This is a genomic window from Photobacterium sp. MCCC 1A19761 (genome assembly GCF_037389125.1).
Taxonomy (GTDB): Bacteria; Pseudomonadota; Gammaproteobacteria; order Enterobacterales; family Vibrionaceae; genus Photobacterium.
Genome location: NZ_JAZGTF010000022.1, coordinates 1 through 25,396 on the forward strand (window position 1 = coordinate 1; position 25,396 = coordinate 25,396).

26 protein-coding genes are annotated in these 25,396 nt (G+C 56.1%); 15 read left to right on the forward strand and 11 right to left on the reverse strand.

Features of this window, described 5'->3' with window-relative positions; translation table 11 throughout:
* A partial coding sequence (locus VV869_RS17830; RefSeq protein WP_337736268.1) for an NAD(P)-dependent oxidoreductase occupies window positions 1–248 on the forward strand: 248 nt, incomplete at its 5' end.
* A gap of 70 nt (window positions 249–318) precedes the next feature.
* Here the strand turns inward: VV869_RS17830 and djlA are convergent.
* A complete protein-coding gene (gene djlA / locus VV869_RS17835; RefSeq protein WP_337736269.1) occupies window positions 319–1,164 on the reverse strand; it encodes a co-chaperone DjlA in 846 nt (281 codons plus the stop codon).
* A gap of 189 nt (window positions 1,165–1,353) precedes the next feature.
* Between djlA and lptD the strand changes: the two genes are divergently transcribed.
* The 6 genes from lptD to apaH all read left to right on the forward strand — a co-directional run bounded on the left by lptD (window position 1,354) and on the right by apaH (window position 8,148).
* A complete protein-coding gene (gene lptD, locus VV869_RS17840) occupies window positions 1,354–3,714 on the forward strand; it encodes an LPS assembly protein LptD (protein WP_337736270.1) in 2,361 nt (786 codons plus the stop codon).
* A 69-nt stretch (window positions 3,715–3,783) separates the two neighbouring features.
* A complete protein-coding gene (surA, locus tag VV869_RS17845) occupies window positions 3,784–5,088 on the forward strand; it encodes a peptidylprolyl isomerase SurA (RefSeq protein ID WP_337736271.1) in 1,305 nt (434 codons plus the stop codon).
* Entirely contained in the window at window positions 5,075–6,067 is a 993-nt protein-coding gene (gene pdxA, locus VV869_RS17850) for a 4-hydroxythreonine-4-phosphate dehydrogenase PdxA (protein ID WP_337736272.1), read from the forward strand. Before surA ends, pdxA begins: the two co-directional genes overlap by 14 nt.
* Entirely contained in the window at window positions 6,064–6,879 is an 816-nt protein-coding gene (gene rsmA, locus VV869_RS17855; protein ID WP_337736273.1) for a 16S rRNA (adenine(1518)-N(6)/adenine(1519)-N(6))-dimethyltransferase RsmA, read from the forward strand. Before pdxA ends, rsmA begins: the two co-directional genes overlap by 4 nt.
* Window positions 6,880–6,940: 61 nt before the next feature.
* Entirely contained in the window at window positions 6,941–7,324 is a 384-nt protein-coding gene (gene apaG / locus VV869_RS17860; protein WP_337736274.1) for a Co2+/Mg2+ efflux protein ApaG, read from the forward strand.
* 8 nt (window positions 7,325–7,332) lie between these two features.
* Window positions 7,333–8,148, forward strand: coding sequence for a bis(5'-nucleosyl)-tetraphosphatase (symmetrical) ApaH (gene apaH, locus VV869_RS17865; RefSeq protein WP_337736275.1), 816 nt, complete (start codon window positions 7,333–7,335; stop codon window positions 8,146–8,148).
* A gap of 192 nt (window positions 8,149–8,340) precedes the next feature.
* Here apaH and folA read toward each other — a convergent pair whose 3' ends face one another.
* From folA to rplU, 7 genes are all read right to left on the reverse strand, one after another.
* Entirely contained in the window at window positions 8,341–8,832 is a 492-nt protein-coding gene (folA, locus tag VV869_RS17870) for a type 3 dihydrofolate reductase (RefSeq protein ID WP_337736276.1), read from the reverse strand.
* Between the two features lie 18 nt (window positions 8,833–8,850).
* Window positions 8,851–9,324 carry a threonine/serine exporter family protein gene (locus VV869_RS17875; RefSeq protein WP_337736277.1) on the reverse strand — a complete coding sequence of 158 codons (474 nt, stop codon included), beginning with the start codon at window positions 9,322–9,324 and terminating at the stop codon, window positions 8,851–8,853.
* Window positions 9,321–10,115 carry a threonine/serine exporter family protein gene (locus VV869_RS17880; protein ID WP_337736278.1) on the reverse strand — a complete coding sequence of 265 codons (795 nt, stop codon included), beginning with the start codon at window positions 10,113–10,115 and terminating at the stop codon, window positions 9,321–9,323. Before VV869_RS17880 ends, VV869_RS17875 begins: the two co-directional genes overlap by 4 nt.
* Window positions 10,116–10,241: 126 nt before the next feature.
* Entirely contained in the window at window positions 10,242–11,411 is a 1,170-nt protein-coding gene (gene cgtA, locus VV869_RS17885) for an Obg family GTPase CgtA (protein WP_337736279.1), read from the reverse strand.
* A gap of 88 nt (window positions 11,412–11,499) precedes the next feature.
* Window positions 11,500–12,426: a DMT family transporter gene (locus VV869_RS17890; RefSeq protein WP_337736280.1), complete on the reverse strand. Its 927-nt coding sequence runs from the start codon at window positions 12,424–12,426 to the stop codon at window positions 11,500–11,502.
* 65 nt (window positions 12,427–12,491) lie between these two features.
* A complete protein-coding gene (gene rpmA, locus VV869_RS17895) occupies window positions 12,492–12,749 on the reverse strand; it encodes a 50S ribosomal protein L27 (protein ID WP_007467532.1) in 258 nt (85 codons plus the stop codon).
* An 18-nt stretch (window positions 12,750–12,767) separates the two neighbouring features.
* Entirely contained in the window at window positions 12,768–13,079 is a 312-nt protein-coding gene (gene rplU / locus VV869_RS17900; protein ID WP_047880949.1) for a 50S ribosomal protein L21, read from the reverse strand.
* A gap of 446 nt (window positions 13,080–13,525) precedes the next feature.
* Between rplU and ispB the strand changes: the two genes are divergently transcribed.
* Both ispB and VV869_RS17910 read left to right on the forward strand, forming a co-directional pair.
* On the forward strand, window positions 13,526–14,497 hold the full coding sequence (gene ispB, locus VV869_RS17905; protein WP_337736281.1) for an octaprenyl diphosphate synthase: 972 nt from the start codon (window positions 13,526–13,528) through the stop codon (window positions 14,495–14,497).
* 221 nt (window positions 14,498–14,718) lie between these two features.
* Window positions 14,719–14,910 carry a hypothetical protein gene (locus VV869_RS17910; RefSeq protein WP_337736282.1) on the forward strand — a complete coding sequence of 64 codons (192 nt, stop codon included), beginning with the start codon at window positions 14,719–14,721 and terminating at the stop codon, window positions 14,908–14,910.
* 154 nt (window positions 14,911–15,064) lie between these two features.
* On the opposite strand, the gene mdh is transcribed toward VV869_RS17910, so the two are convergent.
* Window positions 15,065–16,003, reverse strand: coding sequence for a malate dehydrogenase (gene mdh, locus VV869_RS17915; RefSeq protein WP_337736283.1), 939 nt, complete (start codon window positions 16,001–16,003; stop codon window positions 15,065–15,067).
* 377 nt (window positions 16,004–16,380) lie between these two features.
* Here mdh and argR point away from each other — a divergent pair, with 377 nt between their 5' ends.
* The 4 genes from argR (at window position 16,381) to VV869_RS17935 (ending at window position 21,345) form a co-directional block, all read left to right on the forward strand.
* Entirely contained in the window at window positions 16,381–16,851 is a 471-nt protein-coding gene (argR, locus tag VV869_RS17920; protein ID WP_255388670.1) for a transcriptional regulator ArgR, read from the forward strand.
* Between the two features lie 289 nt (window positions 16,852–17,140).
* Window positions 17,141–18,109, forward strand: a complete 969-nt coding sequence (locus tag VV869_RS17925) for a TAXI family TRAP transporter solute-binding subunit (protein ID WP_337736284.1) — start codon at window positions 17,141–17,143, stop codon at window positions 18,107–18,109.
* Between the two features lie 132 nt (window positions 18,110–18,241).
* Entirely contained in the window at window positions 18,242–20,818 is a 2,577-nt protein-coding gene (locus VV869_RS17930; RefSeq protein ID WP_337736285.1) for a TRAP transporter permease, read from the forward strand.
* Window positions 20,819–20,895: 77 nt separating this feature from the next.
* Window positions 20,896–21,345 (forward strand): universal stress protein, encoded by a 450-nt coding sequence (locus VV869_RS17935; protein ID WP_337736286.1) that lies wholly within the window; start codon window positions 20,896–20,898, stop codon window positions 21,343–21,345.
* 78 nt (window positions 21,346–21,423) lie between these two features.
* Here the strand turns inward: VV869_RS17935 and VV869_RS17940 are convergent, their stop codons facing one another.
* Together VV869_RS17940 and mpl are read right to left on the reverse strand one after the other, a co-directional pair.
* Window positions 21,424–22,056, reverse strand: a complete 633-nt coding sequence (locus tag VV869_RS17940) for a flavin prenyltransferase UbiX (protein WP_337736302.1) — start codon at window positions 22,054–22,056, stop codon at window positions 21,424–21,426.
* Between the two features lie 8 nt (window positions 22,057–22,064).
* Window positions 22,065–23,426: a UDP-N-acetylmuramate:L-alanyl-gamma-D-glutamyl-meso-diaminopimelate ligase gene (gene mpl, locus VV869_RS17945; RefSeq protein WP_337736287.1), complete on the reverse strand. Its 1,362-nt coding sequence runs from the start codon at window positions 23,424–23,426 to the stop codon at window positions 22,065–22,067.
* Window positions 23,427–23,635: 209 nt separating this feature from the next.
* On the opposite strand from mpl, the gene fbp reads away from it, so the two are divergent.
* Window positions 23,636–24,652 carry a class 1 fructose-bisphosphatase gene (fbp, locus tag VV869_RS17950; RefSeq protein WP_337736288.1) on the forward strand — a complete coding sequence of 339 codons (1,017 nt, stop codon included), beginning with the start codon at window positions 23,636–23,638 and terminating at the stop codon, window positions 24,650–24,652.
* A gap of 173 nt (window positions 24,653–24,825) precedes the next feature.
* Entirely contained in the window at window positions 24,826–25,356 is a 531-nt protein-coding gene (ppa, locus tag VV869_RS17955; RefSeq protein WP_261601069.1) for an inorganic diphosphatase, read from the forward strand.
* The last annotated feature ends 40 nt before the right edge of the window (window positions 25,357–25,396 follow it).

The window sequence follows — 25,396 nt, forward strand, 5'->3', positions numbered from 1 at the left end:
GGCTGGTCGACGAGCAAGCCCTCGTTGATGCGTTAACCCGAGGCACCCTCGCCGGCGCCGGAGTTGATGTCTTTACCGAGGAGCCGGCACCAAGCCACAACCCGCTCATCGCCAACGCCCACTTACCGAACCTGCTCTTGAGCCCGCATGTTGCCTGGGGATCCGACTCGGCGATTCAGGCACTCGCCGACCAGCTGGTCGATAACCTCAACGGCTTTGTCGCCGGCCAGCCGAAAAATCAACTCTGAAGCCCCCAAAAAAACACGGCCCGGTCATTGGACCGGGCCGTATTGAACGCTGCGATAACTTGCCGGGCGCCTACTTGAGCCCTTTTGCCTTGCGGATCAGATCATACGCCGCCTGCAATTGTTGAGTTTTCTGCTTCGCCAGCTCCATCATCTCCGGCGGCAGGCCCTTGGCTGCCAGCTTGTCCGGGTGATGCTCATTCATTTGCTTACGGTAGGCCCGTTTCAGCTCCTGCGCCGTCGCGGAGGCAGACACCCCCAGCAGTTCATACGCATCGGCCAGTTGATCCCGGGTCGGTGCCTGACGGAACCCGCCCTGTTGCTGATATTGCTGCTGAAAGCCGCCCTGCTGGAAACGAAATGCCGCTTCCTGCATATGCAGCCGCTGCTCCAGCTGCTGGGCCGAGAAACCCAGGCCGCGGGCAATCACGTGCAGCAATTCCCGCTCTCGCGGATGCAAGCTGCCGTCGGCAAAGGCGGCCTGGATCTGCAATTCAAGAAAGAACTGCAGCAAATCCGACCGTCCGGCACAGCTCATGCGAACCCGGGTCAGGGTTTCCCCCAGCGGGAAGTCCTCTTCTTTGCCTTCCCGGAACGCATTCTGCGCCTGGTGGCGCGATTCACCATGCAGCCCCATGCGATCCATCAGGGCGCTGGCGACCCGGATTTCATCCTGGGTCACCCGGCCTTTGGATTTCGCCAGGTGGCCCATTACCGCAAAGCCGGCGTAGAAAAACTCGGCCTGCCGCTCGGCACTGTTGGCGCGTCCGGCACCAAATCCGCCAAAACCCCCGCCAGAATAAATATTTGTCCGCGCTTTATCGAACTTATGGCCGAGAAAAAGGCCTAACAGTAACCCAAACGGTCCACCAAGGAGGAAACCAAAAAATGCGCCTAAAATCTTGCCCCAAACCTGCATTCTCTACTCTCTGGTAATTTGCTAAATTTAGATATATTTCTTCGACTTTACCCGGCCTTCGCAACGCCAAGAGATGCTGTCGGGCTGAATTTGCATTATGATAGCTGGCATTTATCGGGAATGCTTGCAAAAAGCACCAACAATCCGATTTCAAACGCGCTATAGATGAATACAGGAAAGTGTAACTAGATGTCATTAACTTCCCGCAGCTTACTGGCTACCATGATCAGCCTCGCGCTTTATGGCCAGGCCATGGCTTCCGAGACCCCTGCTTTAAGCGAAGATGTCAATGATGAGTCTGCGGCTGTCAATGGCACGCCCGATCACCTGGAGATGGTTCGGGGCACCTGTCTGGCGCCTCAGGACCAACCGGCCGATCCGAACAACGAACCGATCACCGTCAGTGCCGATACTGCAGAAGCGCAACCAAACCGGAAAGTGACCTATTCCGGCGACGTGGTGCTGCAACAAGGACACCGCACCGTCGCGGCGGATACGGCCACCCTGCACCAGCCGGAGAATGTCGTCACGGCCGAAGGCAATGTCTATTTCCACGACGGCTCGATTGAAGTTTATGCCGACCGCATCCAGAGCAACCTCGACACCGAGGACTCTGAGATGAACAACGCCGTCTACAATATGACCTGCGAAGCCGGCCGGGGTGAAGCCGAGCGGGTGACCAAAAACGGCATCTCTTACTACCGGCTGAAAAACGGGACCTATACCACCTGTCCGCCGGGAGACAAAAGCTGGCAGTTCACCGCCTCCAGCATCGAGCGCGAGGCTGACTCGCCGTTTGCCGACCTGTATAACGCCCGGTTTGAAGTCGCCGATGTGCCGGTCTTTTACCTGCCGTACCTGCGGGTGCCTGTGGGAGATCAACGTCTGACCGGTTTCCTGTATCCGTCGCTCAGCTACGGCTCCCGGGACGGATTTCAGCTCGAAACGCCATTTTACTGGAATATCGCGCCCAACTACGACATGACGATCACTCCGAAGTACATGACCAACCGAGGCTTGCAGCTCAATACCGAGTTCCGTTACCTGACGGAAGCAGGGACGGGTCATTTGCGCGGGGAATATCTGGGGAATGATCAGGAATCGCCCGACGGCGATCCGCGCTGGGGCTATAACTGGACCCACAACGGTATGTACAACCAGCACTGGCTGTTCGAAGTCGACTACAGCAAAGTCAGTGACGTGAACTATTTTGCCGACATCGATTCCAACATCGGTGAGCGGGAAGACAATAACCTGCTGCAAACCGGAGAAGTCTCTTACCGGGAGCGCTACTGGGATTCCACGCTGCGGGTTCGGAATTTCCAGGCCCTGACACCGGGCGTCTCGTCAAACTACAAGCTGCTGCCGCAACTGGCGTTTAACTATTACCGCCCGGACATGCCCTACGGCTTCGACTTTCAGCTGAACAGCCATTTCAGCCGGTTTGAAAACGATGCCGACAATAAGCCGTCTGCAGACCGGCTCCACCTGGAGCCCACCCTGACTCTGCCGTACGCCACCCCGTGGTGGTCGCTCACGTCCGAGGCAAAACTGATGTATACCTATTACAATCAGGATTTTAATGCCAATGTGGATGAGCTGGCCTCACTCGAGGAAACCGCAACCCGAACCGTACCGAGCGCACGGATCCACAGCGGCCTGTACTTCGAGCGGGATGCCTGGCTGTGGGGCGAGGACTACACCCAGAGTCTGGAACCGCAAGTTCAGTACCTGTATGTGAAAGATGTCGAGCAACAGGATATCTATTCAAGCTATGACTCCACCTTGTTGCAGACCGACTACTACGGCCTGTTCCGCGATCGCCGCTACTCCAGCGTCGACCGGATCGCGGCGGCCAACCAGTTCACGGTCGGGGCAACCACCCGTTTCTTCGACAGTGAATTTATCGAACGTTTCAACCTGTCGTTCGGCCAGATTTTCTATCTCAACAATTCTGGCCGCAACCTGGACGAAGCTGGCGAATCTTCCCCGAGCTACTCGGCCTCGGCGTTTGAGTCCGACTTCAACTACGATGACTGGCTGTTCTTCCACGGCAGCCTGCAATATGACGCCAGCGAAGATGTCATGCAGTTTGCCAACGCCGCCATCGAGTACCGCCAGGATGATGTGTTCAGCCAGCTCAACTACCGCTATGTATCGAAAGAATACATCCAGCAGAGCCTGCCGGATAACGATCAGATTGATAACTACACCGAAGAAGGGATCTCGCAGTTGGGCTTCTCAACCGGGTTCCCGGTGTATGGCAGCCTGAGCCTGCGCGGGGACTACTACCATGATTTGACCGAAAACCAGATGCTGGAAGGCCAGATCACCCTGAACTACCGCTCAGCCTGTTGGATGATCAGCCTGGGCTACAACGAGTACATGAAGTCGCGCAGTAACGTCAACACCCAATCGGCCGAATACGAACAGAACTTCAGTATCTCCTTCAGCCTGATCGGATTGGCGGGGGCCACACCGGCGAACTTATCGAATGCCGACGGCGGCAATGCCATTGCCTATGGCCGTCCTTTCTACCTCAATAACTGATTCAGCCGCCGCGGCCTAAGCCGCGGCTGAGCTGAAAGAACGCGCTGATGCGCACAAATGGAAAGATGTATGAAAAAGTGGAAGTCTTCCCTGCTGGGCCTGACCTTGTGGAGCCTGGCCGCCGGTAGCTTTGCTGCCCCGCAACAACTCGATAAAGTGGTCACCATCGTCAACGACAGCGTGATCCTGCAAAGCGACGTCGATGCCATGCTGAAAACCGTGCGCATGAATGCCGCCGGTCAGAACCAGCCGCTGCCGTCCGATGACATCCTGATCGATCAAATCATGGAAAAACTGATCATCGAAGCCCTGCAAATCCAGCAGGCGGATCAGTTCGGAATCCGGATCGACGACAACCGCCTGGATCAGGCGATCAGCCAGCTGGCGGCAGAGCGCCAGATGTCGGTCGCCCAACTGCGCCAGTACCTGGCTGACAACGGCATCAGCTTTGCCGTCTTTCGCGAGCAAATGCGCCGCGACCTGACCGCCAGCGAAGCCCGCACCATCCAGGTGCGCCGCCGGATCAACATTCTGCCACAGGAAGTCGAGCTGCTGGCCGAGCAACTGAACAAGCAAAACCTGCAAGACACCAGCTACAATATCAGCCACATCCAGCTGCGGATCAGCGAAGATGCCAGTGCCGAAGCGCGGGAAGCTGCCCAGCAACAAGCCAAGGAGCTGGTCCAGCAACTCAAGCAGGGCGCAGACTTTGCCAACCTGGCCTATCGCTACTCCAAGGGTCCGAAAGCCCTGCAGGGCGGCCAGTGGGGCTGGATGCGTAAAGAAGAAATGCCGACCATCTTTGCCGACCAGCTCGGCAGCAGCGGCAAAGGCGCGATTATCGGCCCGTTCCGCAGCGGCGTGGGCTACCATATTCTCAAGATCAACGAGGTTCAGGGACTGGAAACCGTCTCGGTGACCGAAGTCAATGCCCGCCATATTCTGCTCAAGACCTCGGTCATTCTGAGCGATGAGGGTGCCAAACGTCAGCTGGAGAAGGCGCGACGTGCTATCATGGCCGGAGAGAAGAGTTTTGCGGATGAGGCCCAGGCCCTGAGCGCCGATCCGGGCTCTGCTGCCAACGGCGGTGAGCTGGGCTGGCAAACGCCGGATATTTACGTGCCGGCGTTTAAGGACAAGGTCGAAACCTTGCCGGTCGGCACCATCAGCGAACCGTTCAAGACGGTCCACGGCTGGCATATTGTCGAAGTCCTGGAACGACGTGATGTCGACCGGACGGATGCGGCGGTGAAAAACCGCGCCTATCGCATCCTGTTCAGCCGCAAATTTAACGAAGAAGCCCAGGCATGGCTGCAAGAGCTGCGTGCCGGGGCTTATATCGAAAAGCCGGAAGAAACCAATGACCCAAGTTAAACGTATCGCGATCACCCCCGGCGAACCCGCCGGGATTGGTCCGGATCTGGTGATCGCCCTGGCCCAGGAAGACTGGCCGCATGAGCTGGTGATTTGTGCTAATGCCCAGCTTATGGTAGAACGTGCGGCCCAGCTGGGACTTCCGCTGCAAGTGATTCCGTATGATCCGGCCCAACCGGCCCGGCCACACCAGGCCGGTACGCTAGTGGTTGCCGACCATGCCCTTGCCGCCCAAGTCATCGCCGGGGAGCTGAACGAGCAAAATGGCCACTATGTGCTGGACACCCTGGCCCGGGCAGCCGACGGCAACATCAGCGGCGAGTTCGCTGCCGTGGTCACCGGCCCGGTCCACAAAGGCGTGATTAACCGCGCCGGGGTCTCATTCAGCGGGCATACCGAATTCTTTGCCCACAAGGCCAATTCCTCCCAGGTCGTCATGATGCTGGCCACCGAAGGGCTGCGTGTGGCCTTAGTCACCACGCATATCCCGCTGGCTTATGTATCGAAAGCCATCACCGAGGAGCGGCTCCAGCAGGTGATCCGGATCTTGCATGACGATCTGGTCAACAAGTTCGGGATTGCCCAGCCGAAAATTTACGTGTGCGGGCTCAACCCGCATGCCGGCGAAGACGGTTGCCTGGGCATGGAAGAGATCGAAGTGATCTCCCCGACCCTGGAAAAACTTCGCCAGGAAGAAGGTATGAATTTGATCGGTCCGTTGCCGGCCGATACCATCTTCCAGGAAAAATATCTTGCCGATGCCGATACAGTATTGGCGATGTATCACGATCAAGGGCTGCCCGTGCTGAAATTCAAAGGTTTTGGCAAATCGGTCAACATCACGCTCGGCCTGCCCTTTATCAGAACTTCAGTAGATCATGGTACCGCACTGGAACTTGCCGGTACCGGACAGGCGGACACCGGTAGCCTTCGGACAGCGCTATCGCACGCCCTTGAATTGGTAGAAAAACAAACATGAGCAGCGATCAGGTCCATCTCGGCCACCGCGCCCGTAAGCGCTTTGGTCAGAACTTTTTGAACGACCCATACATCATCGACGGCATTGTCTCGGCCATTAACCCGAGACCGGGCCAGAACCTGGTGGAAATCGGCCCGGGTCTGGGCGCGATCACCGAGCCGGTCGGTAAACAGGTCGATAAATTCTCGGTCATCGAGCTGGACAGGGATCTGGCCGAGCGCCTGCGTAACCATCCGGATCTGGGTAGCAAGCTGACGATCTATGAAGGCGATGCCATGCGCTTCGACTTCACGCAACTGATCAAAGAGAACAACAAGCTGCGGATTTTCGGCAACCTGCCGTACAACATTTCGACGCCGCTGATGTTCCACCTGTTCAGCTTCCATGCCCATGTGCAGGACATGCACTTCATGCTGCAAAAAGAAGTGGTGAACCGTCTGGCTGCCGGTCCGGGCAGCAAAGCCTACGGCCGTCTGACCGTCATGGCGCAGTACTACTGTAAGGTCACCCCGGTGCTGGAAGTGCCGCCGTCGGCCTTCAAGCCGGCGCCGAAAGTGGACTCTGCCGTCGTCCGCCTGATGCCGTATGAAACGCTGCCGCATCCGTGTACCAGCCTGAAATGGCTGGATCGGGTGTGCCGCGAAGGATTCAACCAACGCCGTAAAACCATCCGCAACTGCTACAAGCAACTGCTAACCGTCGAGCAACTGGAAGCACTGGGGGTTAACCCGAACATGCGTCCGGAAAACCTGACACTGGAGCAGTTCGTTGCAATGGCCAACTGGCTGGATGCCAACCATCAGCCATCCTAACGGGTCATCCGTCTGCCCGGGCCGCCGGTCCGGGCAACAGCCAACGAAAGGAAGCAAAACTGTGACATCCAAGGCGATCCCAACCATCAAATGCAGAGTGGTCACGCACTATCTCGAAGAGCAATCCGAGCCTGAAAACCAACGCTATGTGTTCTCTTACACCATCACGATTTGCAATCTAGGGCACGGTAGCGCTCAGCTGCTCAAGCGTCACTGGCAGATCACCGATGCCAACGGCAAAACCCTGATCGTCGACGGCGAAGGGGTAGTCGGTGAGCAACCGAGCATTGCTGCCCATGAAGAGTATACCTACACCAGCGGCACCATTATCGAAACCCCGCTCGGGGTGATGCAGGGCCACTATGTCATGGTGAATGAGCAGGGTGAGCATTTCAAAGCGGATATCGCACCGTTCCGGCTGTCTCTCCCGAACATTCTGCACTAAGGCACAACATGGCGACGTATCTGGTCGGCGACATTCAGGGCTGTTTTGACGATCTCTGCGACTTGCTGGATCAGGCCTGTTTTCATCCGCAACACGACGAACTCTGGCTCTCCGGCGATCTGGTCGCCCGCGGCCCTAAATCTCTGGAAACCCTTCGCTATGTCAAAAGCTTAGGGGATAAATCCACCGTGGTGCTGGGCAACCACGACCTCCACCTGCTCGCTGCCGCCCACGGGCTGGCCAAAGTCAAAAAGCGCGATCAGGTGCAGCCGATCCTCGATGCGCCAGATCGTGATGAACTGCTCGATTGGCTGCGCCACCAGCCCTTGCTGGCTGAGCACCCCGAGCACCCGTTTGTGATGGTCCATGCCGGGATCCCCCCGCACTGGGATCTGGCCACTGCCCGCCGCGAGGCCCGCGTGGTCGAAGCCTGTCTGCAAAGCCGGGATTTCCTCTGGCTGCTGGAGAATATGTACGGTAATGGTCCGGACGCATGGCACCCCGACCTGAGCGGCATCGCCCGCTACCGCTATACCATCAATGCCCTGACCCGGATGCGCTTCTGTTACCCGGACGGCCGGCTGGATATGGCATGCAAACTGTCGCCGGATGATCCGGGCATCGGTGATTTGACGCCCTGGTTTCGCCTGCCGCGCCCACCGTTGGAGAAAACCGTCATCTTCGGTCACTGGGCAGCCTTGATGGGACACCAGGACTCGCAAGTGATTGGCCTCGATACCGGCTGCGTCTGGGGCAACAGCATGACCCTGCTACGCTGGGAAGACGGCGCCCGTTTCGAAAAAGCCTGCCCGGCTTACGCATAACCCGGCCCCCTGTGCTGAATCACAAAAGGGCTGACCTGATGCAGGTCAGCCCTTTTTGATCTCAAACTTGATCTCAGGCTTTATCGCTTGCCTTCGACGCCCGACACCTCAGCGCTGCCGGGCGAATGGAGCGCGAACGCCCTCAGGCGTCTGAAGCATAAAAGTCCTCAGGCATCTGAAGCGTCAAAGCCCTCAGGCGCCGGCGGCTCGCTCCAGGATCACAAACCGCATGTCGTGGGCATTTTTCTCATCGGCGGCGTAAGACTCATGATGCACCTCTTGCCAGCCTTCGCCCCAGTCCGGAAACCGGGTATCGCCTGTCACCTCGACGTCAATAAACGTCAGATAGAGGCGATCGGCTTGCGCCAGGCAGGCGGTATAGATGGCCCCACCGCCAATGATCATCAGCTCATCCACCGATCCAGCCGCAGCCTTGGCCGCAGCAATATCGTTCACCACGGTCACGCCGTCAGCCTGAAAATCCGGATTGCGGCTAATCACGATGTTGTGGCGTCCCGGCAATGGCCTGCCAATGGACTCAAACGTCTTGCGACCCATCACCACCGGCTTGCCCATAGTTGCCTGTTTGAACCAGGCAAAATCGGCCGGCAGATGCCACGGCATCGCATTGTCCTTGCCGATCACCCGGTCATGTGCCATCGCGGCGATCATACTGATCTTCATTCTGTTCCCCTCGCAAATCTAGACCACTGGTCGGCGACGATAAAACAATAGGCCCGGCATTGCCAGCCCGATGGCCAGGGCAGCAACAATAAATACGGCTTTGATAACATTCTCCATCAACAGGGTCCACAGCTCGGGGCTGAATCCGCGATGGTTGATTTCAACCAGGGCAATCATGGCTTTGAACGCAAACACCCCGGGCACCATGGGGATCATGGCTGCCACGGTAAACACTTTGGGATGGGCGAGAAAACGGTGCGACCAGTGGACCCCGATCATGCCCACCAGCGTTGCAGCGCCCAGGGTTGCCCATTCAATCGGCACGCCCCAGTGCATCAGCACAAAGCGGCTACCGTGGCCCAGCGCGCCACCAATCGCACAATATTTCAGGGCTTTATGCGGCACATTAAAGACCAGGGCAAAGCCAACCGCCGGGATCATGGCAAAGAACATATCATTGAGTAGCGCCAGCAAAAATTCCCCGACCATCATGAGATCCACCCCCAGACACCAAGAATATTCATCGCCGCCACGATCCCCATACTGGTTGACAGGGTGAGCAGGCTTGCCATCACCCAGCGGGCAATCCCCATATCGACATAGCCTTTGACCATGTCCGCCACCGCATTAATGAGCGGAAACCCCGGCACCAGCATCAACACCGAGGAGGCCATCGCCAAAAACGGCGCTTCCCCGATTTGCCACACCACGCCCAACCCGGAAATTAAGGTCGTGACAAAAGCCGTGATACCGAAATTCACCAGCGGGTTAAAGTGACGGTGACCGATTTCCTGGCGCACCGTCATCCCGATCGCCGAAGCGACAAATGTCAGCCAGAACACCGGCCAGTCCGCCCCGGCCAACCGGCTGAACGAGGCACAGGACAGACCGATCATCGCCACCACCAGCCAGCGGTTATAGCGCAGCGGCTGGATCCGGTTGAGCCGCTGATGGACTTCCTCGACACCCAGCACCCCGCGTTCAGCCATAATGCACACCCGCTGAATTTCCGTCACCACCTGCATGTTGATCCCGCGATCCTGGCAGCGTCGGGTGGTCGTAATACAACGACCCTGGCTGAGCGTGGTGATCACCATCGAGCTTGGCGAAAGCGACACCTCCACACTCTCGACGCCCAGCGCCAGACCAAGCCGGCTGGTGACATCGGTCACCAGGGTACTCTCGGCCCCATGCTGCAACAGCCGCTGACCGGCCAAAACGGCCAACCGGGAGATCTCCCGCTGCGCCGGCTCTGTTAACACCCGCGGCTCCATTTCCGCCATGTTTCCTTCTCCATTCCATCGTTATCGCGCAATTATCAGGCTATCCGGATTCCGCTGCGTTGACCAGACACAAAAAAGCCGCTCCGAGGAGCGGCTATCTTTGCAACATTCGACCGTCAGGCGGGATTACGGTTTGTAGATAATTTCCACATCGTAATCATCTTCGTTCCAGTCATCCCAGTCGTCGTCATCATCATCTTCGACTTTCTTGACCTGCGCTTCGTGGTAATCATCCCACTTGAACGCAACTTTCTTCTCTTCGGTCTCTTCTTCCTCGATGATCTCGACCGGCATTTTCTCAATCTGTGCCATCAGATCATAGGTCAGCTCTTTGGTGCCCATGCGGTTCAGGGCGGAGATGCAGTAGTAATCCCCTTCCCATGCCAGCGCATCCAGGACCTCGTCGATCTTGGCCTGTGCTTCTTCTTCCGGTAGCAGATCCACCTTGTTGAACACCAGCCAGCGCGGCTTATTCGCCAGCTTGTCGCTATACTGCTCCAGCTCATTGAGAATGGTAAAGGCATTTTCAACCGGATCAGAGCCGTCGGCCGGCAGCAGATCGATCATATGCAGCAATACCCGGCAACGCTCCAGGTGTTTCAGGAAGCGGATCCCCAGCCCGGCGCCATCGGCCGCGCCTTCGATCAGCCCCGGAATATCAGCGACCACAAAGCTGCGCTCGTTATCCACCCGGACCACACCCAGGCTTGGCACCAGCGTGGTAAACGGATAATCCGCCACTTTCGGCTTCGCCGCAGAGACCGAGCGAATGAAGGTGGATTTACCGGCGTTCGGTAGCCCCAGCATGCCGACATCAGCCAACAGCAGCAACTCCAGACGCAGCTGACGCACTTCGCCTTTGGTACCCATGGTTTTCTGGCGCGGTGCCCGGTTCACTGACGACTTAAAACGGGTGTTACCCAGCCCGTGGAAGCCACCTTTGGCGACCATGACCTTCATCCCGTGCTGGGTCAGATCGGCAATCACCTCACCGGTTTCTTCATCAATCGCCCGGGTCCCGACCGGCACCGACAGCACGCAATCTTCGCCCCGTTTCCCGGTACAGTTACCGCCGCGGCCGTTCTCGCCACGCTGGGCGGCATGGAATCGTTCAAAGCGATAGTCAATCAGGGTATTGAGGTTTTCATCGGCCAGCAGGTATACGTCACCGCCATCACCGCCGTCACCGCCATCCGGGCCCCCTTTCGGGACATATTTCTCACGTCGGAAACTGACGGTGCCGTTGCCACCGTCACCAGCATCAACTTTAATTACCGCTTCATCTACAAACTTCATCTTCTTCTCCGCACTATGGCGTGCTCAATTCTGTCGACCAGGCACGTCACTTACCCGATCGCTATTAACCTATTGTAACGGACCTGAGCTAGTTATGCTGCCTGATCAGCTTATGGCCGATCGCACTGAACATCGCCCCGCAGACCACCACGACAGCTCCCAGATAACCCAGTGCATTGAGTGGCGTCGCAGCAACATACTGCGGCCAAAACCAGCTGGCCAGGTCGACAAACACAATCGTACACAAAGGGGCCAGAGTGATCACCGCACTCACCTGCGATGCCTGCCAGCGGGCCATTGCCTCGGCAAACGCCCCATAACCCACCAGGGTATTGATACAGCAAAATGCCAGCATCCCGAGCTGGCGGGGATCCATCAGCTGGATCTGCGCCGGTGATGCCAGCGGCGTCAGCATGATCGTGCAGATCACATAGATCATCAGCAGGATCTGAGGTGAGCTGAAGTGCTTCAGCATCACTTTCTGCGCCAACGCGTAGACCACCCAGACCACGGCAGCCATCACCGCGATGATGACGCCCAGGGTGTAGTCCGACAGGCTGGTAAACAATTCGACCAGCCGTTCATTAAAAAAGAGTCCCAGTCCCAGCACCAGACAGCCCACACCGATGATCTGGTGCCGGCCCAATTGCTCCTTGAACAACCAAACGCTCGACAGCAGCAAAATCATCGGCGCCAGTTGAATAATCACGCCTACGACTGCCGGACTCAGGTACCTCAGCGCCGTGTTAAACAGGACAAAGTTATTGGCCAGGCCCAGGCTTGCCGCCAGTAAGAGGACGCCGCCAGAGACGCTCAGGGCGCTCAGTTTAGGCAACTGGCCTCGCCAGTGGAGCCATGCCCCCAGCCCGACGGCCGCCGTCAGGAAGCGGTACCAGACAATGGTCTGGGGCGACATCACCTCGACGGCCTGCTTCATGGCAATCGGCAGCGCGCCCCAGAACAGGACCGTAACCAAGGCCAGCAACAGCCCGGCGGTCGGGTTTTGATTCGGCATTCCCCATCCCCATAACAAAAAGCCCCGCCGGAAGGCAGGGCTTTATCATTCTTGTCGAGTCTGAATTATTCAGCTTCGATAGAAACGAATTTACGGTTTTTAGGACCTTTCACTTCGAATTTCACTTTGCCGTCAGACAGAGCGAAAAGCGTGTGGTCTTTACCCAAACCTACATTGTTACCAGCGTGGAATTTAGTACCACGTTGACGAACGATGATGTTACCTGCTAGTACAGATTCGCCACCGAAACGCTTAACACCTAGGCGTTTGCTTTCTGAATCACGGCCGTTACGAGTAGAACCGCCAGCTTTTTTGTGTGCCATCTTTAAATTCTCCTGTTATTAAGCGCTGATGCCAGTAATTTTGACTTCAGTGAACCACTGACGGTGGCCCATTTGCTTACGAGAGTGCTTACGACGACGGAACTTAACGATTTTTACTTTATCGCCACGACCGTGAGTAACTACTTCAGCAGTTACTTTACCGCCAGCTACGAAAGGTGCGCCAACAGTTACTTCTTCGCCATTAGCAACCAGAAGAACTGAATCGAACTCAACGCTAGCGCCAGTTTCAGCGTCTAGTTTTTCTAAGCGAATGGTCTGGCCTTCGCTTACACGGTGTTGTTTACCACCACTTTGGAAAACAGCGTACATGTCTTACTCCGCTTTTCCGCATAGGCCATTTGCCGGATAAATTTTGGGCAATGGGTATGCGCTTAATCTTGTCATCAATAGGGCGCGAATGTTACGTGAAAAAGGGGCTTGTGGCAACCCATTAAGCAAAGAAAATTGGTGAAAAGCTAGCCAGCAATAAAACACCCTGATTTAACTGTCGACGAAGTTATGAAGGAAAGACAATTTTAGTGTAGTATTCGGTAATTATTTTGGTGTGAATTCACAAAACTCACTCGACAAATCAAGGCGTAGCGAAAAGCTGCTTTACCCGCCGGGATGTAAAGCGCCGAAGCAACCGCCCGGTCCCCGTCACCGACCGAGATCAAAGTGCCTGCAGGCTATCGGATTGGTGAGATCGAGTGCTCGTTGAGTTGCATACCCTGAATCATTCCGCCTGGTGCGGCAACAATTTTGCTGGATGTACAATGGACTTCAAAGCTATCCAAGCACTTACCGCCAACGATATGGCGGAAGTCGATGCGAAGATACTGGCGCAGCTGAACTCTGAAGTGGCGCTCATCAATCAACTCGGATTCTATATTGTCAGCGGCGGCGGCAAGCGTCTGCGCCCGATCCTGGCCGTTCTTGCGGCCCGTGCGTTGGGTTACGAGGGCGACAAGCACACCACCGCAGCCGCCTTCATTGAATTTACCCATACCGCGACCCTGTTGCACGATGACGTAGTCGACGAGTCGGATATGCGTCGCGGCAAAGCCACGGCCAACGCCATGTTCGGCAACGCGGCCAGTGTCCTGGTCGGCGATTATATCTACACCCGCTCATTTCAGATGATGACCAGCCTGCGATCTTTGAAGATCCTCGACATCATGAGTGAAGCGGTCAACGTGATCGCCGAGGGCGAAGTACAGCAGCTCATGAACTGCAACGATCCCGACACCACCGAAGCCAGCTACATGCAGGTGATCTACTCCAAAACGGCCCGTCTGTTTGAAGCCGCGACCCAGGTCGCTGCCATTTTGGCTGAATCACCGCCGGAAGTCGAAGTTGCCCTGCAAAATTACGGCCGGTACCTGGGCACGGCGTTCCAGCTGATTGACGATGTGCTGGATTACACCGCCGATGGCGACGAAATGGGTAAGAATGTCGGTGACGATCTGGCTGAAGGCAAGCCAACCCTACCGCTGCTCCATGCGATGCACCACGGCACTGCTGAGCAGTCTGCGATGATTCGAGAAGCCATCGAGCAGGGCAACGGTCTCGACAAGCTGGCGCCAATCCTGGCCTGCATGCGTGAAGTCGGCTCCCTGGCCTACACCCAGCAGCGGGCGGAAGAAGAAGCCGAGAAAGCGATTGCCAGCCTGGCGATCCTGCCGGAGTCTGAGCACAAAGAAGCGCTGATCGCCCTGGCGCACCTGGCCGTCAACCGCAATAAGTAACTCCGCGAGACGTCCGCATCCGAAAGCCTGCCATCGTGCAGGCTTTTTTGTGCCGCCAATCTTGTGTCCGTCAACGCTCCTCTGGCTGGGATCCTGCTCCGGATCCTTGCCTTAAGATCCCGATCTGAACCGGCATCGATCGCCGGATCTTTGCGGTGTTCTATAGTTAAAACAGATCCAGAAGTTAAGACCGATCCAAACCGATCCCATGGAGGTCGATCATGCAAGCCAAAGATCTGAAGCGCGGAATGTGGGTAGAGTGCCGGGAAGGCGTGGCAGAAGTGATTGATATAGACGTCGAGCACAATACTGCCATTGTCGAGAACATGCGCGATCACAAGCGTATCAACGTCAACTGCGACGACATCAAAGAGCAGCCCCAACTGCATACCGGTTGTGACAGCTACTACTGATCCGGCGCCACGTCGGGGGCGGCGAACTCCTGACCGCCATCCTTTCTCAGCCAGCCACAACATCAGCAGACAACTACATCAGCAGGCAACTACATCGGCAGACAAAAAAAGCGGCCTTTGGCCGCTTTTTCTATTCCAGGCAGTTCACTTCAGCTTATTTGGCCGCGAACTCTTCACCCAGCTTGATATCACCTTTCAGGGTGTCCAGCATGCTTTCCAGCGCTTCTTGCTCAAAAGCGCTCAGCGTGCCGTAATCCATGATTTCTTCCACACCGTCTTTGCCCAGCAGCACTGGCTGTGCGAAGAAGCGCGCGTGTTTGCCGTCGCCTTCAACATAAGCACACTCGACAACGCCCTGCTCGCCTTGCAGCGCGCGAACCACAGACAGACCGAAGCGACATGCCGCCTGACCCATCGACAGGGTTGCAGAACCGCCACCGGCTTTGGCTTCAACAACCTCGGTACCCGCATTCTGGATACGCGGCGTCAGTGCCTTGATTTCTTCTTCGGTGAACTCAACGCCTTCAACCTGAGACAGCAGCGGCAGGATGGTCACGCCAGAGTGGCCGCCGATCACCGGTACAGACACCTGACCTGGATCCAAGTCTTTCAGCTCTGCAACGAACGTTTCCGAGCGGATCACATCCAGAGTGGTCACACCAAACAGTTTACGCTTGTCGTAAACGCCGGCTTTTTTCAGCACATCGGCTGCAATAGCAACGGTGGTGTTTACTGGGTTGGTGATGATCCCGACCACGGCTTTCGGACAAACCACGGCAATCTTCTCAGCCAGAGATTTCACGATCCCGGCATTGACGTTAAACAGATCCGCACGATCCATACCCGGCTTACGCGCAACACCGGCTGAAATCAGAACCACATCCGCGCCTTCCAGAGCTGGTGTTGGATCTTCGCCGCCGTAACCTTTGATCGATACCGGCGTCGGAATATGACTCAGATCAGCCGCAACCCCAGGGGTTACCGGTGCAATGTCATACAGCGCCAGGTCAGAGCCGGCAGGCAGACGGTTTTTCAACAGCAGAGCCAGAGCCTGGCCGATACCGCCAGCAGCACCAATCACAGCAACTTTCATGTTCGTTCTCCTTTACGATAGAAGTATATTTTTCAGACCGAATACCAATCAAATGAAATCACGGCTTAGAGTAAGCGCATGATTTCATTTGATTGGCATGAATGGACGTTATAGCAACAAGCCCCGAAATACAATCAAACCCGGCGCGCTTTGAGAGCTTACGCATGGGCATGAACAAAATGTGCTACATGTTTATAACATGATTTGTTACGCAATGCAGCTCTCCCGGCCCCATGGGAAAAACCCGCCACTACATAATTATGCAGCAGATGCGGCTATAATGGTGACAAGCACGCCAGTTTCTGCCATCACTGTTTGCTCCGGCCCGGGGGCTGTGCCAGAATACGGCACCTCGTCCCTGTATATGAAATTTACTTATGCGAAATTCAGATAAACAAGAGCGCTTAATCAAAGCCTTCAAAGCCATTCTCAAAGAAGAAAAATTCAGCTCACAAGGCGAAATCGTCGACGCATTGAAAGCTCAGGGGTTCGACAACATTAACCAATCCAAAGTCTCCCGCATGCTGACCAAATTTGGCGCGGTACGTACCCGCAATGCCAAGATGGAAATGGTCTATTGCCTGCCGGTTGAGCTGGGTGTGCCAACCACCAGCAGCCCGCTGAAAGAGCTGGTGATGGAAGTGGGCTACAACAATGCCCTGGTCGTGATCCATACCGGTCCGGGCGCTGCACAAGTGATTGCCCGCCTATTAGATTCACTAGGCAAGGCCGAGGGGATCCTGGGAGTTGTCGCCGGGGACGACACCATTTTCATTACCCCAACCCAGGCACTGACCACCAAAGAGCTGTTCGACTCAGTATGCGAGCTATTTGACTATAGTGCTTGAATCGACCGGAACTCTCTCTCCACAAAGTGAGAGAGAGTTCACATTCAGACAAACTGGGTCACCTGACCAACAAACTGCACAACCCATTGATTGATATAAATAATTATTCGCCTCCAACTTATTTCCCCGCATTTTCCCCAGCCTTCCTTTCATCACAGCCTTTAACATAATTTCAATTTTTCCCTAGGCTTTTGTTATCATCATTTTGATTTGCTTCAGCAAATATGCCTTTTCCACCGATGGAACACGTATCCATACTGGAGATAACAACAATTAGGAAGGGATTAACATGGCATTAAAACAAATCTTGAAAATCAGCGCATTAGCAGCTGCCATGACCACCAGTGGTCTGGCCGGCGCCCAGGACTTTATCACGATCGGAACAGGTTCTGTGACCGGCGTATACTATCCGACTGGCGGTGCCATCTGTAAGCTGGTCAACAAGGAACGCAAACAATACAACGTTCGCTGTTCGGTTGAATCAACCGGCGGCTCTATCTATAACGTCAACACCATGCGTGCCGGCGAGCTGGATTTCGGTGTTGTTCAGTCCGACTGGCAATACCATGCCTACAACGGCACCAGCAAGTTTGAAGAGCAGGGCCCGTATAAGAAACTCCGCGCGGTCTTCTCCCTTCATACCGAACCGTTTACCGTCATTGCCCGCGCAGATTCCGGCATTAACGGTGTGGCCGATCTGAAAGGCAAACGCGTTAATATCGGCAACCCGGGCTCCGGTGACCGCGCGACCATGGGCGTGGTGATGGATGCAATGGGCTGGACCAACGCAGACTTCAAACTGGCATCCGAGCTGAAAGGCTCCGAGCGCTCGCAAGCCCTGTGTGATAACAAAATTGACGCCTTCGTGTACGTGGTTGGCCACCCGAGCGGTTCTGTCAAAGAAGCCACCACCTCTTGTGATGCCAAGCTGGTGCCGGTCACCGGTGCTGCCATCGACAAGATCGTGGCGGATAACCCGTACTATGCCAAGAGCACCATTCCGGGCGGCATGTACAAAGGCACCGACACCGATACCAACAGCTTTGGTGTTGCCGCGACCCTGGTGTCTTCAACCGATGTCTCTGACGATGTGGTCTACGCCCTGGTGAAATCCGTGTTCGAGAACTTCGATACCTTTAAGCGTCTGCACCCGGCGTTCGCCAACCTCACCCCTGAAAACATGGTGAAAGACGGCCTGTCGATCCCACTTCACCCAGGTGCGGTTCGCTACTACAAGGAAAAGGGTTACCTCAAGTAATCCCACCGGAACGAACCTTTGGCACCTTGTGCCATTCATGCGCCGCTCACGCGGCGCATGCTGTTTCACCACCCTATAAAAATAACAATCACGATTGATATAACTACCTAGTCCATCAAAGAAGGATGATGCATGACGAAGACAACTGAGACGTCGACAGAGGTGCAGGAAATGGTGGCTCAGGCTGATACCGGGGCCAGAAACCCTGTCGGTATCCCCGGCCGAATTCTCTGGTTCGTGCCGCTGTGCTGGTCACTGTTCCAGTTATGGTACGCTTCGCCCCTCCCTTTTATCGTCGACTTCGGGGTACTCAACGACACCGAAGCACGATCCGTCCATCTGGCGTTTGCGATATTCCTGGCCTTCACGGCCTATCCGGCCCTGGCCCGGTCGCCCAGAGATCGGATCCCGGTCGTTGACTGGCTGCTGGCCCTTGCCGGCAGCTTTTCCGCGGCCTATATCTACCTGTTCTACACCCAGCTTGCCGGACGGGCCGGCGCCCCGACCGGCGTGGATATCATCGTCGCCGTCACCGGGATGATCCTGCTGCTGGAAGCCACCCGCCGGGCCCTCGGGCCACCACTGATGGTGGTGGCCGCCCTGTTCCTGCTCTACACGTTCGGCGGCCCCTATATGCCGGACGTCATTGCCCACAAAGGCGCCAGCCTGAACAAGGCCATGTCTCACCTGTGGCTGACCACCGAGGGCGTATTCGGGATCGCGCTGGGGGTCTCGACCTCATTCGTGTTCCTGTTTGTCCTGTTCGGCGCCATGCTTGAGCGTGCCGGAGCCGGGGCTTACTTTATTAAAGTGGCTTTCTCCCTGCTGGGCCATATGCGCGGCGGACCGGCCAAGGCTGCAGTCGTTGCATCCGGCCTGTCCGGCCTGGTTTCCGGCTCGTCGATTGCCAACGTCGTCACCACCGGGACCTTCACCATTCCGCTGATGAAAAAAGTCGGCTTTCCGGGCACCAAAGCCGGGGCGGTGGAAGTCGCGGCCTCGACCAATGGCCAGCTGACCCCGCCGATCATGGGGGCTGCGGCCTTTCTGATGGTCGAATATGTCGGGATTTCCTATGTCGAGGTGATCAAGGCAGCCCTGTTGCCTGCGCTGATCTCCTATATCGCTCTGCTCTACATCGTCCACCTGGAAGCCTGTAAAGCCGGGATGACCGGGCTCAATCGACGCTACAAACCCACCCTGGCGCAGAGCCTGCTGTCATTTTGCGGCACAATTCTGGGACTGGTTGTGATAAGTGCGGCGGTTTACTACGGTATTGGCTGGACCAAAGATGTCTTCGGTGCGGCGGCAACGCCGATGATTGCCGTAGTGATCCTGATCGCCTATGTCGCGCTGATCAAACTGTCCTCGCGCTACCAGGATCATCTGCTCGAAGATCCGAATGCCGAAATCACCGAAGTGCCTGATCCGGGCCCGACCATAAAATCCGGCCTCTACTTCCTGCTGCCGATTGTGGTGCTGGTCTGGTGTCTGACGGTTGAGCGCTTCTCGCCGGGGCTGTCAGCCTTCTGGGCGACCATGTTTATGGTTTTCATCCTGCTGACCCAACGTCCACTGCTGGCGCTGTTTAACCGGGAGCAATCACTGGCTGAAGCCGCGCTGGAAGGGGGCGTAGATCTGCTGGAAAGCCTGGTCTCCGGCGCGCGAAATATGATCGGGATCGGCGTGGCCACGGCTGCGGCCGGGATCGTGGTCGGGGTCGTCACCCTAACCGGGATCGGCCTGGTGATGACCGAGTTCGTCGAGTTTATCTCAGGCGGCAACATCATGCTGATGCTGCTGTTTACCGCAGTGATCAGCCTGATCCTCGGCATGGGCTTGCCGACAACGGCCAACTATATTGTGGTCTCCACCCTGATGGCCCCGGTCATCGTCACCCTGGGCGCCCAGAGCGGCTTGATCATCCCGTTGATCGCTGTACACCTGTTCGTGTTCTACTTCGGGATCCTCGCCGATGATACCCCGCCGGTCGGCCTCGCCGCCTTCGCTGCGGCCGCCATCGCCAAAAGTGATCCGATCCGCACCGGTATCCAGGGCTTTGCCTACGATATCCGGACCGCCATCCTGCCGTTTATGTTCATCTTCAACACCCAGCTGTTACTGATGGACATCGATTCCTGGTGGCACCTGTTCCTGACCGTCAGTTCAGCCATCATCGCCATGCTGACTTTCTCGGCCGCCACCCAGGGATGGTGGTTTACCAAAACCAAATGGTGGGAAGTGATTGCGTTATTGTTGATCACCTTCTCACTTTTCCGCCCGGGTTTTTGGTGGGATATGGTGTATCCGCCTAAATTGGATATGCCGGGTGTGGCCATCCAGGAGGTCGCCGGGAAACTGACCACCGGTCAGCCGCTGGAGCTCCAGGTCAGCGGGGAAAACCTAGAAGGCAAGCAAGTGAGCAAACATGTTCTGCTGCCACTTGACGCCGATGCCGGGGATGCCAAAGCGCGGATCGCCTCAACCGGCCTGATGCTCCGCCAGGACGGCGACAAAATGCTGGTCGACCTGATTGAGTTCGGCAGTGCGGCAGAAGCGGCCGGGATCGATTTTGACTGGGAAATCACCCAGGTGAGCTTGCCGGCCGAGCGGCCAATGAAAGAGTGGGTCTTTGTACCGACCCTGCTCTTGCTGGGCGCATTAGGGTGGAATCAGCGGCGGCGTGCCCGCCAGCTCGTCACGGCCTAGCCCGGTTAAGGACAAACCATACAGGTCTAAACTATAGGGAGAGCGCGCTCTCCCTTTACCTCTGAGAGAATAATAATATGTACAGACAGATTTTAGTGCCCGTTGATCTGAATGAAGAAGGTTTTGCCGATAAAGCCGTCGAGCAGGCGGTTTGGCTGGCCCGACAATCCAATGCCACCATCCATCTGCTCAATGTCCTGCCCGGCATTCACATGTCGATGGTCTCGAGCTATTTCCCCAAAGATGCCGCCCGTAAAATGATGCAGGATTCCCAGCACCAGCTCAAAGCTTTTGCGGCCAAGCATATTCCGGATGAATTGATTCACCACCAATATGTTTCGGAAGGGAAGACCTGGGCGACGATTTTAGAGCATGCCGAGCGGGTCGGTGCCGATCTGATCATTATTCCGAGCCACAAGCGCTCCCGGCTCGACAAGGTGATGCTGGGTTCGGTCGCGGCCAAAGTGGTCGAGAACTCTCCGATCAATGTCATGGTGATCAAGCCCCAGGCGCACTTACCTGAATAATCACCGACGTTGTGAACCTTTACCTATAACAAAAAGCCCGCAACTGCGGGCTTTTTCAAATCATCCGGTCAGTTTCGCTCAGCTCGGTTGTGACACCGCGCGCTGATCATACCCCCAGCGCGGTACCAGCCCCTGCTCAACCCCGAGATGGTCCAGGATCCGGGCCACCATGAAATCAACCAAATCATCAATGCTGGTCGGCTGGTGATAAAAACCCGGTGCCGCCGGCATGATGGTAACCCCCAATTGGGACAGCTTGAGCATATTTTCCAGGTGCAGGGTCGAAAACGGCGTTTCGCGCACCACCATCAACAACTGCCCCCGCTCTTTGAGCACCACATCCGCAGCACGCTCAATCAGGTTATCGGACATCCCGTGTGCGACCGACGCCAGGGTCCCGGCCGAACACGGACAGACCACCATCTGCTTCGGCGCCGCCGATCCCGATGCTACCGGCGAGAACCAGTCTTCCTTGCCGCAGACTTCCAATTTGTCGGCATCACATTTCAGGTAAGCCGTCAGAGCCTGCTTCGCCGCCTCGGGGCCGGCAGGCAGCTTCAGCCCGTGCTCAGTGGCCAAAACCACCCGCGCCGCCGAGGAGATCAACAGGTACACCTGATAATCCGCCGCCAGCAGGCATTCGAGCAGGCGCAAGCCGTAAGGCGCGCCGGAAGCGCCGGTCCAGGCTAGGGTGATCCGTTTGTCGTGCATTTTTGTACTCACTCTTCTTTCCGGGCCAGGGCCGCCAGCAATTTATCGTGGATGCCGCCAAAGCCGCCGTTGCTCATCACCAGGATCTGATCGCCCGGTTGCGCAGCGGCGGCAATTTTGGCCACCAGCGCATCCAGATCACCATCGGTCTGCGCCGGTTGGCTGCAAGCCTCGGCGATTTCGTTCACCGACCAGGGAATATTGTCCGGCTGATAAATGAAGACTTCGTCGGCCTGGGCCAGTGCCGGGGCCAGATCCAGCTTGTGCACGCCCAGCTTCATGGTATTGGAACGCGGCTCCAGCACCGCTAGGATCCGCGCATTGCCGACTTTGGCGCGCAAACCGCCCAGCGTAAGTTCGACCGCAGTCGGATGGTGAGCGAAATCGTCATAGACGGTGACACCGCCCTGCTCACCCTTGAGCTCCAGGCGGCGCTTGGTGTTGATAAATTTACCCAGTGATTCACAGGCCAGATCCGGCGTCACGCCGACATGGCGGGCCGCGGCAATCGCCATCAGCGCATTGCTGACATTATGATCGCCCACCAGATCCCAGTTCACCACGCCGGCCAGTGCGCCGTCCAGATAGACCTCGAAGCAGCTGCCATCCGCGATTTGCTTGCGAGCCTGCCAGTGACCGTCCTCGCCGGTATATTCCAGCTCACTCCAGCATCCCATGGCCAGCGTTTGCTCAATCGTCGCTACGCCTTTGGGCGCCAGGATCCGGCCATTGCCCGGCACCGTGCGCACCAGATGGTGGAACTGGCGTTGAATCGCTTTTAAATCGTCAAAAATATCTGCGTGATCGAACTCCAGGTTGTTCATAACCAGGGTCCGTGGTCGATAATGAACAAACTTAGAACGCTTATCGAAAAAAGCACTATCGTATTCGTCCGCTTCGACGACAAAGAACATACTTTCTCCTAACCTCGCGGAAACACCGAAGTTTCCGAGCACGCCACCGACCAAAAATCCCGGCTGATAGCCACAATCTTCCAGGATCCAGGCCAGCATACTGGCCGTCGTGGTCTTGCCGTGCGTGCCGGCAACGGCCAGGACCCAGCGATCGTGCAGCAGAATCTCCTGCAACCATTGCGGTCCGGAGGTATAACGCAGGTTATGGTTCAGCACATATTCCACACAAGGATTGCCCCGACTCATGGCATTGCCCACGACCACGAGGTCTGGTGCCGGATCGAGCTGCGCAGGATCATAACCATGAATTATTTCAATGCCTTGCGATTCAAGTAAGGTGCTCATTGGCGGGTAAACGTTTGCATCGCAGCCGGTTACCTTGTGGCCCAGCTGGCGGGCAAGAATCGCGGCACCGCCCATAAATGTGCCGCAAATTCCGAGGATATGGATATGCATAACTGTCGGCTCACTGGATTAATTGTTGTTTATTTCACGCGAAAGCGTTACTTCAGTACCATAAAAAAGATCTTTATATACAATTCTTTATACGCAAAGAAAGCACGTAATCACAGGCATCTTGCCTGACAAAAGGTACATAAATTGTCCACCAGAGACATTGTACCTGACTTAACAGCCCCAATGACAACAAGATGCAAGGATTGTATATGTCCAATATGAGAACCCTTGGCGAGTTCATTGTCGAGAAACAAACTGACTTCCCCCACGCCAGCGGTGAGCTTTCTTCACTGTTGGGTTCGATTAAGCTGGCAGCGAAAATCGTTAACCGTGAAATCAACAAAGCAGGTCTGGTCGACATCACCGGCTCTGTTGGCGAAGAAAATGTGCAAGGCGAAGAGCAGCAAAAGCTGGACGTCTATGCCAACGACAAATTTAAAGCTGCCCTTGAAGCCCGTGATCAGGTGTGTGGTGTGGCCAGTGAAGAAGAAGACGAAGCCGTCGCCTTCAACAAAGAGCTGAACCGTAACGCCAAGTATGTCGTGTTGATGGACCCACTGGATGGTTCTTCGAACATTGACGTAAACGTTTCCGTCGGGACCATCTTCTCAATTTACCAGCGCGTGTCGCCTGTCGGCACCCCGCCAACTGAAGAAGACTTCCTGCAGCCGGGCCACCGCCAGGTTGCGGCCGGTTACATTATCTACGGCTCGTCGACCATGCTGGTGTACACCACGGGGAATGGGGTTCACGGCTTTACGTACGATCCGTCTCTGGGCGTGTTCTGCCTGTCGCACGAGAATATGCAAATTCCGCAAGACGGCCGCATCTACTCGATTAACGAAGGCAACTACATCCGCTTCCCGATGGGCGTGAAGAAGTACATCAAACACTGCCAGGAAGATGTACCGGCGGATAACCGTCCTTATACTTCGCGCTATATCGGTTCGCTGGTTGCTGACTTCCACCGTAACCTGCTCAAGGGCGGCATCTACATGTACCCAAGCACAGCGACGCATCCGAACGGCAAGCTGCGCCTGCTGTATGAATGCAACCCGATGGCCTTTTTGATCGAGCAGGCAGGCGGCATCGCCTCTGACGGCAAAAACCGGATCCTGGATCTCAAGCCAACCGAGCTGCACCAGCGGGTGCCTTTCTTCGTTGGCTCAACCAAAATGGTTCGCAATGTGGAAGCCTTCCTGGCCGAATTCCCGGACCACGAGTAATGCCCCCTCGATTTGACTTTCAACAGGCTGCCCCGGCAGCCTGTTTCTTTATCCGCCATTTTCAGCACCACCCCCGGTGAAAACGCGGCTCCAAATAGACAACGCGCAGATGAAGTTGGTATTATTATTTCTACACATCTACATCCAGTTAATTCACCAAAAGGAAAAACATCATGAGCCTTAACCAGGTGCCTGCAGGAAAGGACATGCCGGAAGATATCTATGTCGTGATCGAGATCCCTGCCAACGCGGATCCAATCAAATACGAAATCGACAAAGACACCGGTGCTGTATTCGTTGACCGTTTCATGGCAACGCCGATGTTCTACCCATGCAACTATGGTTATGTAAACAACACGCTGTCTCTGGACGGCGACCCAGTTGATGTTCTGGTTCCAACCCCGTACCCACTGGTACCAGGCTCAGTGATCCGCTGCCGTCCGGTTGGCGTCCTGAAGATGACTGACGAGTCTGGTGAAGACGCGAAAGTGGTTGCAGTACCGCACAGCAAGCTGACCAAAGAATACGACCACATTCAGGACGTTCAGGATCTGCCTGAGCTGCTGAAAGCACAAATCACACACTTCTTCGAGCGTTACAAAGAGCTGGAAGCCGGTAAGTGGGTGAAAGTTGACGGTTGGGAAGATGCAGCTTCAGCGAAAGCTGAAATCCTGTCTTCTTTCGAGCGCGCGCAAGAGAAATAATCTGTTGCTGAGTGCTTAAAAAAGCGCGTCTTGCTTGTCG